This window comes from Ureibacillus massiliensis 4400831 = CIP 108448 = CCUG 49529 (assembly GCF_000772965.1).
Classification (GTDB): Bacteria; Bacillota; Bacilli; order Bacillales_A; family Planococcaceae; genus Ureibacillus; species Ureibacillus massiliensis.
Genome location: NZ_JPVQ01000013.1, coordinates 18,714 through 31,692, shown reverse-complemented (window position 1 = coordinate 31,692; position 12,979 = coordinate 18,714). Strand labels below are relative to the sequence as shown.

Below are 12,979 nucleotides of genomic sequence, written 5' to 3'. Positions count from 1 at the left end.
GGATATATATGGAATTAAATCAGATTACAACATTATGTTTAGCTGTTACATTATTTTTAATCGGTTCATTTTTAGTAAAAAGGGTCAATTTTTTAAATCGATACTGTATTCCAGCACCTGTAGTTGGAGGGTTATTATTTGCGATTATTGCAACGGCTTTAAAAAGTTTTGGGATAATTGAATTTACATTAGATACTTCATTACAGTCTATTTTCATGATTACGTTCTTTACGACTGTTGGTCTTGGAGCAAGTTTTAAACTTGTTAAATTAGGGGGCAAATTACTAATTATCTACTGGATAGCATGTGGATTTTTAGCGTTAATGCAAAATGTCATTGGTGTTTCATTAGCTCAAGTACTTGGTCTTCATCCATTACTTGGTGTAATGACAGGGGCGGTTTCTATGGAAGGTGGACATGGTGCCGCTGCTGCTTACGGAGAAACAATTGAAGGCTTCGGTGTCTCTTCTGCCCTATCAGTTGGTATGGCTGCTGCCACATGCGGTTTAGTTGCTGGAGGACTAGTCGGTGGACCAGTCGTACAATATTTAGTTCGTAAATTTAATTTAAAGCCATCAACCGATGAAACTGAAGAGTATGTTGAAAAAGACGAACGTCCAGTGACTGAAAAATCATTTATGTTACAAGTATTTTTAATTACTTTCTGTATGGCTGCTGGGACATTTGTGGGAGAACTGTTTTCTAATTTAACAAGCTTCGCATTACCAGGTTATGTTGGTGCTATGTTCGTAGCTGTTATTGTACGTAACATTGTTGATCGCATCAAACCGCAAGCAATTAATATGAAAGAAATCAGCCTAATCGGTGATATTTCCCTTGGTATTTTCTTATCAATGGCATTAATGAGCATTAAGTTATGGGAAATTGCAGGCTTAGCTTTACCATTACTAGTAATCGTATTAGCTCAAGTTATCTTTATCGTATTATTTGCGATGTTTATTCTTTTTCGCGCACTTGGGAAAAACTACGATGCAGCGATTATGGTGTCCGGTTTCCTTGGTCACGGTCTAGGTGCTACACCAAACGCGATGGCCAACATGGCAGCAGCTGTAGACAAATTTGGCCCATCTCGTAAAGCCTACCTCGTCGTGCCAATCGTGGGTGCCTTCTTGATTGACGTATTCGGGATGCCGATTATTATTACGACTATTAATTTGTTTAATTAGTTGACGTGTTAAAAAAGGACTTTAAAAACGCAAATCCTTGAGTAATTGGGTTTGCGTTTTTTTTTCGTGTAGTGACTTATTTCTTTATACTACATATTACATATAATTGAAGTCGTTTATTTAGAAGGAAGTAGCTGTCATCCTCGGTATTGTCTAGGAATTGCCCAAATCCAAGTGGAGAGAAGCTTTACGCTCCTCTAGATGTTCCGAGATTGTTGAAAAGAGTGCTACTGCATTTGAGCATGCGGATGTGATATGGTATCGGGAGTCCCAATGTTCACGATTCATATAATTCTTCCTTTATTTAAAGTACAATTAAACCTCTTAAAACTTATGATTTTCAGAAAATAAATCACTTAAACGTTTCATACCTTCTTGAATTTTTTCCGGAGTATTTGCCGAAAAATTTAGACGCATGAAGTTGCGCCCATCTTGTGGATTTATATAATATGGAGCGCCTGGAACAAAAGCGACTTGATAATCGGCTACTGCTTTTTTCAATAATTCCTGTGTATTACATTCGCCCGGCAATTCTGCCCAAATAAATAATCCACCATCCGGTTTTGTATAGTTGGTGCCCTTTGGAAAATAAACTTCCATCCAATTTAACATCGTTTCCATTCTTTCCTTATACAATTGACGGATTGATATTAAATGTTCAGGGAGAAGATTACGGTTTAAAAATTCTGCACATACATATTGAGCCAGCGTGGTTGTATGTGTATCCGCAAATTGTTTTGAAACGGTCATTTTTCCTAAAATTTTCTCATCCGCTACAATTGCTCCTACACGTAAACCTGGGGAAATAATTTTTGAAAAGCTATTGATTAAAATAACATGTCCACTTTGATCAAACTTTTTAATAGGTGAAATTTCTTCTCCTCTGTAACGGAGGTCACCATATGGGTCATCTTCTAAAACAATGACATTGTTTTCAGAGGCAAGTTCTGCAATCTTCTTTCTTCTTTCCTCTGGCAATGTTTTCCCTGTTGGATTTTGAAATGTTGGTATGGTATAAAGCATTTTTGGTTGATGTAATCGAATTTTCTCTTCTAAATCTTCGATCATAATACCATCTTCATCCATTTCTAATGGGATACATTTTACAAAATACTTCTTAAAAAGCATTAACGTACTTAAAAATGATGGAGACTCTACTAAAACAACATCTCCTGGGTCTAAGAAAACATCACATGCTAAATGAATCCCCTGTGTAGCTCCAGTAGTGGTCATAATATTATCTATACTTACACTCAATCCTTTAGGAACTGCAAGATGATTTAAATAAGCTTCACGTAATAAATCTAATCCTTCTGTAATACCATATTGCAAAACTTTAGTTCCGTTTTTTTCCATAGCTTCATTCATGATTTCTTGAATAGTTTCAATCGGAAAAGCTTCATTTGCAGGACTACCAGCACTAAAAGCAATCACGTTTGGATCGGCCGTCAGTTTTAAAATCTCACGAACCGCTCTTGCCGAAACTTCATTCATACGATTAGAAAAGCTGTACATATCTACACTCCCCATAATTTTAATTTAAAATATAAGTACCCTTTACCCTATAAAGATTACAGGTTATCATATTCACACAACATAAAAATAGCATGAAAATTCAGTTAACTGTAAAAGAATTATAATCACCGATAAAAAAAGGTGTCAATATATGGACATTTATTTGATTTCCACTCTTCAAAAGTATTAAAATTTGAACATTTTCATTTCTTTTCCTATTTTTTGGTCTTGAACTATAAACATTTTTAGAGGTTTTCAATGATATGGGCTCCTTAAATGCAAAAAACTTACGAAACTTGTGGTTCCGTAAGTTCTACTAAACTACCATTTTGCAAAGATATCTCTCATTACATCTAAATGGGTTTCTATTTCATCTCTAACTAACATACTAAGTCCTTTTTCTAATAGAAAAATCAGGGTCCAATGGGATTTGGAGCTTTTTTGAATAATGCCTTGTAGTTGTTCGATTGGGATACGATGCCTTAAATTATAACGATACCGTAGCACTCGATAATCGATTGTATTATACATTTCAATGATATAAGGATTTCCACAAGCATTGACAATGGTTTGGTGGAAGTCATGATCACATTGCTCGAACCCCTTTAAATCAGGTGTTTCACATATCGCATCATATTGAGCAGCTAACGTTTTTAAACGTTCTAATGTACTATCATCTATGTTTTGTGCAGCGAAGTAACCCGCTTTACTTTCGATGATTATCCGCGCATGCGTCATTTGAATCCAGTCTTCTGGTGTCACTGGAGCTATGTAAGGGTATTTACTTGATTGCTTTAGAACTAATTTTTCTTCAATAAGTCGGTCAATCGCAGCACGAATAGGAGATCGACTAATGCCCAATTCGTTTGCAATTTGAGCCTCATGAAGTCTTGCGCCAGGAAAGATTTGCATCGTAATAATTTTTTCAAACAAATAGTCATACACCAAATCTCCTAAAACTCCGAAGGGATTCTCCTTTACTTTCTTCTGGAACTCTAACTGATCCATTTTTGGCTCATCCTCTCTTAAATACTACCCTAATTATACGAAACTATGGAAAAGTTATATTAGAAACCTTTCATATATAAATATATTTTATCAAATCATCACAGGTATGTTATATTTTTCAACTCTCATGGGAGTAAGAGCCTGCTTGTATATCACATATTATAAAATCTAAAAAGATGGGATTCTTTAGAGTTCGGGGGTTTCTTGACTTTAAGCATTTGGGAGGTGGTTGGTAATTATTAGAAAAGCCAGCAACTAAGTATTATCTGCCGGCTTTTTAAGGTTATGAAATTAAAGAAATATTATCCTAACATTTTATTTCTCGTTATAACTACTTCAGCCCGGTTTCTTCGTTTCAAGCTTCTTTCCGTTAATCTTCTGCTCTTTTCTATGAGCAGCATGATAAATTCATAAATTTTTTTAAATAACTTATATCTTCCCATTTAATATTTCAACAGGATTGACAAAATTTATATAGTTAAAGCCCCAATTATTTTGAAGGTTATTTAATTCTTCTGCATAATTCATATTGTAACATGCAAAATATATCTTTGGTTCGCAATATCTTTTTGTTAGATATTGATAAGCGCACTCTAAATACTTTAACTTATCTTGATGGCTTTTCTTTGCTTTTTCAAAAGCGTATGTTTTCGGTATTACATTCCCAATATCTGCTTTGCATTCAACGAATTCTAAAGGGTTAAAATCATTATAATAATAAACAAGGTCACATTTTATTTCTGAATTTCCAACAATCAAATTATTATCTTTAATGACCGGTTCAACAAAACACTTTTCATGTTTTAACCCTTTGGTTACAGGTCCAAAATAATAAGTTACACTTTCTAAAATTTTTGAACGAGTGTCACTGAATTTATCTGGTACTAACTCATAGATACTCTTCAATTTTCCTGCAAGATATTCAATTTTTTCCTCAGTCAAATTTTTTTCCAACGATAGAAATGATTTTGCCTGCTCATAAATTTCAGATAGTATATTATTAGGATTCTTTTTATATATTGAAAAGAGTCTAGCAATCCATAAAAATAGTTTAGGATATTGTTTTATTTCATCAACAATTGCGGTAACTAAATGTTGATTACTAATATTTTTACTTTCATGAAATGTTAAAGACATTCGAACACACCTAATACTTTGGAATAAGTTTATATGTTGGCATAATTAAAGCTGGAAATCCCATTCTAGTCGTTATTGAACTAACAATTTCTCTTGCATACGGCCAAGCATTGAAAGGTACATTATTTTCAACAAACGTCTCGATTTCTTTTTTATAATCTACTAAAAAATCTTCTTCACTCTCGATTTGAAGGGAATATTCTAAATTTAAAATAAATTCAATTTTAAACAATATGCTATCTTTATTTAAAGATTTATTATTCTCTATTTCTATTTCATTATTATTTACAGCTAATATTTTAAAAGAAATTAATGTCGAAAGTTCCACACCATGTACTATGGTGTTAATAATATCATGATTTAGTACAATATCTAAGTTTCCCTTTTCATTGAAATTTTCGTTTTGTGCACAGTTCAAAGAATTTAACTCGATTTTATCAAGGGATATTTTTTCTATGAGTTTATTGTATTTTTCATTATTCATAAAATCTCACCTATGCAATATCCTTTTTATGGAGATAATATAAATCTTTAATTATAAGAGTTTCTTTTTTCTTAACATTTAAAGTGATTTCAATATTTTTTAGACCAGGTATTTTTTCAACATTAAGATCTAGTCCTATATAAGTGCCAATTTCTCGAATATAATTTGAAATGTATTCTACTCTTAGTAAATCAATTTCTTTATTTATTAGTTCATTTGCAATTTTAATATGGTTATTTATGATTCTTGTTAGTTCTTTATAAATATCAATATTAACATTCTTTAGTTCAATCTCATTTGAAATTTTGTTCAATGTAGAAATACCATGAATTTTAAACTCTTCTTCTGAACGTAAGAAATCTTGTACGATATGAAGCAACTCATTATTCTCTTTATAATTATTTTTATTCTGTTTAATATATTGAAGTAGATAATTTTTCACTTTTATAATTCCAGTTTCAACTACTTCTTTAAACAAATTTAAACGAAATTGAATTAACTTAACATGGTCTTCATTGTTGTCATACTGTTGCTGGTTAATTGTTAAGTGGGAATAGATTAAAGAATTTTGTTTTTGAATATTAATATTTTTCATAATCACAACTCCCTTTAACAAATTATCGCCCTCCCATAATACCATATTTGGATTATTTTAGTAAACTATTTCTAACTATCATCTCCAAAATTTATGAGAGGCATACGTGTTATATGATGCTTTTGGTATATTTGTTTAAATCTATTTATAATTCCCTAAATTACTTGATAATCTGATTTATTTCGTATTACTTGTAATTGTGGTTTTTCGACTTATTATCACTATTTTCTATTTTTCGTAGGTTTATAAAGTTTCCTTATATTTTATTACTTCCCGATTTAGTACTTAAAGTTGATTTCTTCTTCGTTTCAAGCTTCTTTCCGTTAATCTTCTGCTCTTTTCTATGAGCAGCATGACAAATTCATATGTTTCGTAATTTGCCTCAGGTATCAAGAATTCATCAGATGTGTGTTCGTTATTGTAACCAGCTGATAAATTGACGCTGTTGATGCCTTGCTCTGCCCAAATACGTGTATCGCTACTACCACCAGCGACCGTTTGCCAACGTCCCCATTGCATGATGCGACCAATGCTTTCCACTTCTCTTGCAAACTCATCTGAACAGAAAGGAAGGTAGCCCCCGCAAGATGTTACGATATCACCCGTGCCACGACGATCAATGACAAATGCCATATCCACATCCCATAAAAATGATTTCGCTACTTGTTTTGCACCACGCAAACCGATTTCTTCTTCCACTGTGAAAATAAACTTAATTGTCCCATTGAAATTCGTCTTATGAAGTGTTTTTGCAACTGCCAATGCAACACATACTCCCGCTCTATCATCCGCTCCTAAAACACCTTCACTTGATGAACAAATATTACCGTTTTTTAAAATTTCACGGCCTTCTACAAAATCATGAACGGTATCCAAATGGGCATTGATTAAAATCGTTGGCCCATTTCCTTTTTTTATTTGTGCCAGCACATTGCCGTAATGGTCAACTTCAAGGTGGTCAACGTGTGGTCTTAAGGAATGTACAACAGTATCACGAATCTCCCCTTCTTCCCCACTAACACCATAAATCGAAAGTAATTCTTCTAATAATGCGTAGTACTTTTCCTCTACCAGTAATGGACTGTTCTCTGTCACAATCTCTTCAGCCTCTGCGATTGTTAATTTGGATAAAGCAGTAGCGAACTTCGGTAGTTCATAGCGGTTTGGTTGAAACTTCAGTTCATAATTGCCCATACGACATGATAAACCTACATGTTCTAAAAAAAGTTTTGCTCTTCTTGCCTCTCTAACTGTTGCAAAATAAATATGCGCTCTGCGACGATCATGTCCATCACAGCTATTTGTAGTCGTACAAAGTAGGCGATTCAGCTGCATCACTAATCCACGCACATAAATGTCTATTGTGTGGATGGCAAGAGTTTCTGGTGAAAATAAATTTTCTCCTGTTGACTCATAAAGTTCTTCTAGTATGTTAATAAACTCCGCTTCCACCATTTCATCATTTAGATCGATGCCTTGTTGATGTAACATTTCAGTCACTTTTACAAAGTGTTGTTGATTATCTTTGTTTGAATCCGTGCAATTAATGCCAATTTCATTTGCCTCTACCATAATTCCGTAACGCATCATTAATTCGATAATTGATGTTTTGTTCATAAACAATCCGCTCCTTCAACTATTGTGTCCGCTTTGTTTAACGGTATATGAAAGTTATAGCATGGTGCGCCGGACAACTTTGTCCAACGACGGTATAGAATTACTTATTGAAAATTCCGCGATCCCCACGGCTGTTATTAGACAAAATTATAGAGTTATCGGACAATCTACGGGACTTATTAGTCAAAATCATAGAGTTATCAGACAATCTACAGGACTTATTAGCCAAAATTCAAAAATTATTAGAACTCGCCTGAATGTTGGCAAACGCAAAGTAAGATAAATACTTTACCTAATGCAAAAAAAACAGCAAACCTTCACTCGTTTGCTGCTAACCTGTTATTCTTCTTCATCAATATTTAATTGGGTAAAATCAAATTTTTCAGTTTCCCGATAGACGTATATATAATTTTCGAGGACAAGCTTTACTTTTGGGGCTTCTGGGTTGGAACGGTCTAATTTAAATAATTCAATATCATGTTCATCTTTAAGAACCTTGCATTGTTCGTGAATGCGATCAATGTTTCTTCTTATTGAATCAGCTGTATTTCGACCATCCAACAACTCCTGCAGCCTTTCAACCGTTACATAGCCATCACTAGTTATTTCCTGCATAATGACATGGATTAGCCTCGATAACGCAGATGGAAAGTCTTTCGTTCTCCACTCGCCTAATTTAATAAATGTCGCACCTTCTACTTCACTAATGAACAAACAATCCTCTTCTAAAACTTCTTTGTATCGCAAATATTCCGTTAAGGAGATAGCCCGTTTTTCTCCATTCACAATGGCATAATATTGCTCGCGCTCATTCATTACCATTAGTAAAGCTTTTGTCATCGTTCGCCCCTCAGTATCAAATGACTCAAAATCCACCTCAATCTGCCCTAACTGATCCAAACTCTCTTTCAGCAACTGCCCACCACAAAAACCAATATACATATGGGCTTTCACCTTTTGCGCCTCTTCTAAGGGAACTGTACAATTGCGCTTGTTATGTACTCGTAACGCCTCTTCAAAATAACGGATGGCTCGGGAAAAGTTCATCTCTTCCATAAGAAAATATCCATAACGGTAGCGGACAACAGCATTATTCGGCTCAGTTCTTAAAATCTCGCGAAATTGCTGTTCTAGTTCTTTGCGCTTTTTCTCAATGATTGGTCTATCCTGAGTTCGTGAATCATGGAGAAAAATCCGTTCACGTAAAGGTCGACTTTGCGGGTCCACTTTTCTGAAATACTCCTGCTTCGAACGCTGTAATCTTCGCATCCTCTCTTCGGCTTGCTTCGCATCACTTTCTTTCGACGCCACTTCAAGTTCACTCATAACCTCTTGAAATGGATGTTGAGCTTCATTTGGTTCAATATTGAACTGTTTACATAACCGTTCATACGCACGTTTGAATTTTTCGAGATCTTTGTTCATGGAAGCCTCCTTTGGCTATTATAAGTTACACACCCTTTAATGTACTAAAAGCCATAAATTATTTGAGTTATTGATTCTCTCTTCATTTGTATTTCTATATTGATAAATGATGTCAAAAAGAACTCCCATAATAAACCCCTCTCATTCTTCCATCACTATTTTGATTGTAATAACTTCTAAACATATCCCCTTCAATAAAAGCTTTTCTTACTATTTCTTCGAGTTTTACTTTCTTCTGATCATGCGTTTCTTTTTCAATAGCAAGCTTAAAATCAAAACTCAAATTGGATATCTGGCTTATCCGGGAGTGTTAATGTTGGTTTTATGTATAGCAAATAATATTTTCCATCTTCCGATAATGTTAGATTTTCTTCTTTCAAATTTTCTAGAGGAACTTCTACTTTTAGGTATTGTTTGTTTTCATTATATTTAATTTTTATCTTATGGTCTTTCGGATTTGATTTGAAAAACTTGCTATCTTTAAAATTAAGATCACTTTTTCCCATTAAATAACACACCTTTATATATTCTTATACCGCGATAACATGTCCTTTAAACCAACATCAATAGAGCAATTCCCTTCATTGTTTAAAGAGGAACTTTTCCTTTAGTATAATTATAATCAATTAGTTAGAATATTTAATATCATTTGTCGAAATAAGGTAATATAAAGTAAAGGTGGTTTTACATTGAAAAAAACAGTCCACGTTGTTGGCGCAATTATTGAAAATGAAAAGAATGAAATCTTCTGTGCACTAAGAGGTCCTGAGATGTCTCTACCAAACTATTGGGAGTTTCCAGGTGGGAAAATTGAAGATGGAGAGACTCCTGAACGGGCACTAGCTCGCGAAATTAAAGAAGAGTTCAACTGCTCGATAGAAGTTGGAGCTAAAGTTGAAGATACGACTTATGAATACGAAAAAGTGACTGTTCGCCTTGAAACGTATATGGCTAAACTTGTTGATGGAGAGCCAGTTGCTCTGGAGCATGCTGAGGCGAAATGGGTGTCGCGTGAGGAGATTACTAAATTGGACTTTGCGCCTGCGGATATTCCTGCGGTAGAAAAAATTGCAAACCAAAATAATTTGAAGAAATGGTGATTATTAAATGAATCAACAGCAACTGATCCAGAAAATTGAGAACTCCTTACATAAGGGATTTATTGATCAAAACAAACCAGTTTCTGCAACATTTAAACCCAAATTACTTACAAACAAACACCATGAATCCGTCTTATCGACATTACTTCAAGAATTAAAAACTTGTAAGACATTTTACTTTTCTGTTGCCTTTATTACTGAAGGTGGACTAGCTACACTAAAAACAATGCTCTATGATTTGAAACAAAAAGGCGTTAAAGGGCGTATTTTGACTTCAACATTTTTAAACTTTAATCAACCTAAAATGTTTAAAGAGCTATTGAAGTTAGATAACGTTGAAGTCCGACTAACTGGAGAGAAGGGCTTCCATGCTAAGGGTTATATTTTTGAACACGAAGACTATTATTCCCTTATTGTAGGTAGTTCGAATCTAACAGATAGTGCACTTAAAGCAAACTATGAGTGGAATGTCTTTTTAACCTCATTAGAGAACGGCGAAATCATCCAACATTTTAAAAACCAATTTGAAACTGCTTGGGATGAAGGGATTGTTTTAACAGAGGAATGGATTGCTGATTACAAGCAAGTTCACGTGTTACAACCTTTTGTAAATACTGTTTCTTCAAATGCACTAGAGCTTAATACAAAGTATTTAACCAATTCACTAGCTGAAAGTCTATCTATCAAACCAAATAAAATGCAGTCTGTCGCTTTAGAACAATTAAAAGAACTTCGTGCAACTGGTGCAGAAAAAGGTTTAATTATTTCCGCGACTGGTACCGGGAAAACATATTTGTCTGCCTTTGATGTTCGTAACTTTGGACCGAAAAAGATGTTGTTTATCGTTCACCGCGAACAAATTTTGAAGAAAGCTATGCAGGATTATAGAAAAATTCTCGGAGGGCATGAAGAAGATTTCGGCATCCTTTCTGGAAATTCAAAGGAAGTCAATGCGAAATATTTGTTTGCAACAATACAAACTGTTTCAAAAGATAACTATCTTCAACAATTTGCAGAAGATCAATTTGATTACATCTTAATAGATGAAGTCCATAAAGCTGGTGCAGATTCTTACCTAAAAGTAATAAACTACTTCACACCAAAGTTTCTATTAGGTATGACTGCAACACCTGAACGTACAGACAGCTTCAATATCTATGAATTATTCGATTACAATATTGCCTATGAAATCCGTTTGCAAGCAGCACTTGAAGAGGATATGCTCTGCCCTTTCCATTACTTTGGAGTTTTAGATTATGAAAAAGATGGCGAACTAATAGATGATGCTACTGAATTAAGAAATCTCGTTTCTTATGAACGTGTTCATCATATTATTGAAAAAATTAACTATTATGGACATTCAGGTGATCAAGTTAAAGGCTTAATTTTCTGTAGTCGAAAAGATGAAACATATGAACTTTCTACCGCTTTAAATCGTGAAGGACTTCGAACAATTGCTTTAACAGGTGATAGTTCACAGGAAGAACGTGAAGATGCAATACGGAAATTGGAGAATGGAGAACTTCAGTATATTCTAACAGTTGATATATTTAACGAAGGTATTGATATCCCCTTCTTAAACCAAATTGTCATGCTTCGCCAAACACAATCGAGCATCATCTTCATTCAACAACTTGGACGTGGGTTACGAAAGCATGATTCAAAAGATTATGTAACGATCATCGATTTTATAGGAAACTATAAAAACAATTATTTAATCCCAATTGCATTATCTGGGGACCAATCAATGAATAAAGATAATGTTCGCCGTAGAACAGTAAATACGGATTATATTAGCGGCGTTTCTACTATTAACTTTGAAGAAATTGCAAAGAAACGAATTTTCGATGCAATTAACAATACTAATTTATCAACTTTGAAGACATTGAAAGAAGCTTATACAGAAGTGAAAAATCGTTTAGGTAGAATCCCTACACTACATGATTTCATGACTCAAAACTCGCTAGATCCAGAAGTAATTATTGGATACGCGGATAATTACTACAAGTTTCTATTAAAAATAAACGAGGATATTCCGTCACTTACTGATTACGAACAATCAATAATAACTATGGTTTCCAAGGAATTTTTAAACGGGAAAAGAATTCATGAAATAATATTAATTGAATCGATGTTAAATAATGATTCTATTAATAAAGAGGATTACATTCAAAAGCTTCAAGATTTCGGTACTTATGTAGATGAGGATACAATTACATCAGTTGAAAATATCTTTTCATTACAATTCTTCGTTCAAACTGATATTAAAAAGTATGGATTTAAACCAATTATTGAAAACGTTAATGGAAACTATCAATTCAATGAGGAAATCCAAGAAAGTCTTCGGGACTCTAATTTCAGAGGATATATCGAGGATATTATAAAATGCGCGTACATCAAGAATGCAAAATATGATAAAACAAAAGCTATGACACTATATGAAAAGTACTCCAGAAAAGATGCTTGTAGACTACTTAATTACACTAAGAACGAAGAAGGTACGCTTAATGGGGGAAGAGTTAAAGATAATGTTTGTCCTATCTTTGTAAATTATCACAAAAATGATGATACTACTGCTAAATATTTAGATGAGTTTTTATCAAATGACTTATTCCAATGGTGCTCTACTAAAAAACGTACAGTGGACGCTAAAGATATCTCCCTTATCATTCATTCGGCTGAAAAAGGAATTACAGTACATTTATTTGTTAAGAAACATAACGGAGAAGGTAAAGATTTCTACTATCTTGGCCCAGTTACTGTTGATAGCCAAACAGCAACAAATGAGAAATTGGTAGACGAAGATGGTGAACATAAGGTTGTAACAATGAATATGGTTTTAGAACAACCTGTGCAGTATGATGTTTATCATTATTTGGTGGAGGAATAGTAATACGGAGCTGTATGTAAT

11 protein-coding genes are annotated in these 12,979 nt (G+C 33.8%); 3 read left to right on the top strand and 8 right to left on the bottom strand.

The window, feature by feature from the left end; translation table 11 throughout:
• Positions 1-2 precede the first annotated feature (2 nt).
• Positions 3-1,187 carry a sodium/glutamate symporter gene (gene gltS / locus CD30_RS08765; RefSeq protein WP_036175428.1) on the top strand — a complete coding sequence of 395 codons (1,185 nt, stop codon included), beginning with the start codon at positions 3-5 and terminating at the stop codon, positions 1,185-1,187.
• A 324-nt stretch (positions 1,188-1,511) separates the two neighbouring features.
• On the opposite strand, the gene CD30_RS08760 is transcribed toward gltS, so the two are convergent.
• The 8 genes from CD30_RS08760 to CD30_RS08725 all read right to left on the bottom strand — a co-directional run bounded on the left by CD30_RS08760 (position 1,512) and on the right by CD30_RS08725 (position 9,474).
• Entirely contained in the window at positions 1,512-2,702 is a 1,191-nt protein-coding gene (locus CD30_RS08760; protein WP_052126115.1) for an aminotransferase-like domain-containing protein, read from the bottom strand.
• A gap of 321 nt (positions 2,703-3,023) precedes the next feature.
• Positions 3,024-3,710 (bottom strand): GntR family transcriptional regulator, encoded by a 687-nt coding sequence (locus tag CD30_RS08755; RefSeq protein ID WP_036175426.1) that lies wholly within the window; start codon positions 3,708-3,710, stop codon positions 3,024-3,026.
• 429 nt (positions 3,711-4,139) lie between these two features.
• On the bottom strand, positions 4,140-4,847 hold the full coding sequence (locus tag CD30_RS08750; protein WP_036175423.1) for a hypothetical protein: 708 nt from the start codon (positions 4,845-4,847) through the stop codon (positions 4,140-4,142).
• Between the two features lie 10 nt (positions 4,848-4,857).
• The gene (locus tag CD30_RS19460) at positions 4,858-5,331 is read right to left on the bottom strand and encodes a protein-export chaperone SecB (protein WP_052126114.1); all 474 of its coding nucleotides are present in this window, start codon (positions 5,329-5,331) and stop codon (positions 4,858-4,860) included.
• A 10-nt stretch (positions 5,332-5,341) separates the two neighbouring features.
• Entirely contained in the window at positions 5,342-5,947 is a 606-nt protein-coding gene (locus tag CD30_RS08740; protein WP_036175420.1) for a hypothetical protein, read from the bottom strand.
• 264 nt (positions 5,948-6,211) lie between these two features.
• Positions 6,212-7,543, bottom strand: coding sequence for a M20/M25/M40 family metallo-hydrolase (locus CD30_RS08735; protein ID WP_036175417.1), 1,332 nt, complete (start codon positions 7,541-7,543; stop codon positions 6,212-6,214).
• Between the two features lie 339 nt (positions 7,544-7,882).
• A complete protein-coding gene (locus tag CD30_RS08730; protein ID WP_036175414.1) occupies positions 7,883-8,968 on the bottom strand; it encodes a tetratricopeptide repeat protein in 1,086 nt (361 codons plus the stop codon).
• 272 nt (positions 8,969-9,240) lie between these two features.
• Positions 9,241-9,474 (bottom strand): hypothetical protein, encoded by a 234-nt coding sequence (locus tag CD30_RS08725; protein WP_036175411.1) that lies wholly within the window; start codon positions 9,472-9,474, stop codon positions 9,241-9,243.
• Positions 9,475-9,657: 183 nt separating this feature from the next.
• On the opposite strand from CD30_RS08725, the gene CD30_RS08720 reads away from it, so the two are divergent.
• The gene (locus CD30_RS08720; protein WP_036175408.1) at positions 9,658-10,068 is read left to right on the top strand and encodes a (deoxy)nucleoside triphosphate pyrophosphohydrolase; all 411 of its coding nucleotides are present in this window, start codon (positions 9,658-9,660) and stop codon (positions 10,066-10,068) included.
• A gap of 7 nt (positions 10,069-10,075) precedes the next feature.
• A complete protein-coding gene (locus tag CD30_RS08715) occupies positions 10,076-12,958 on the top strand; it encodes a DUF3427 domain-containing protein (RefSeq protein WP_036175405.1) in 2,883 nt (960 codons plus the stop codon).
• Positions 12,959-12,979 lie beyond the last annotated feature (21 nt).

What these genes read in the sequence shown, in the direction of transcription:
- CD30_RS08760 (WP_052126115.1), bottom strand. Translation starts at nt 2,702, where the DNA reads ATGTACAGCTTTTCTAATCGTATGAATGAAGTTTCGGCAAGAGCGGTT.
- CD30_RS08755 (WP_036175426.1), bottom strand. Translation starts at nt 3,710, where the DNA reads ATGGATCAGTTAGAGTTCCAGAAGAAAGTAAAGGAGAATCCCTTCGGA.
- CD30_RS08750 (WP_036175423.1), bottom strand. Translation starts at nt 4,847, where the DNA reads ATGTCTTTAACATTTCATGAAAGTAAAAATATTAGTAATCAACATTTA.
- CD30_RS19460 (WP_052126114.1), bottom strand. Translation starts at nt 5,331, where the DNA reads ATGAATAATGAAAAATACAATAAACTCATAGAAAAAATATCCCTTGAT.
- CD30_RS08735 (WP_036175417.1), bottom strand. Translation starts at nt 7,543, where the DNA reads ATGAACAAAACATCAATTATCGAATTAATGATGCGTTACGGAATTATG.
- CD30_RS08730 (WP_036175414.1), bottom strand. Translation starts at nt 8,968, where the DNA reads ATGAACAAAGATCTCGAAAAATTCAAACGTGCGTATGAACGGTTATGT.
- CD30_RS08725 (WP_036175411.1), bottom strand. Translation starts at nt 9,474, where the DNA reads ATGGGAAAAAGTGATCTTAATTTTAAAGATAGCAAGTTTTTCAAATCA.
- CD30_RS08715 (WP_036175405.1), top strand. Translation starts at nt 10,076, where the DNA reads ATGAATCAACAGCAACTGATCCAGAAAATTGAGAACTCCTTACATAAG.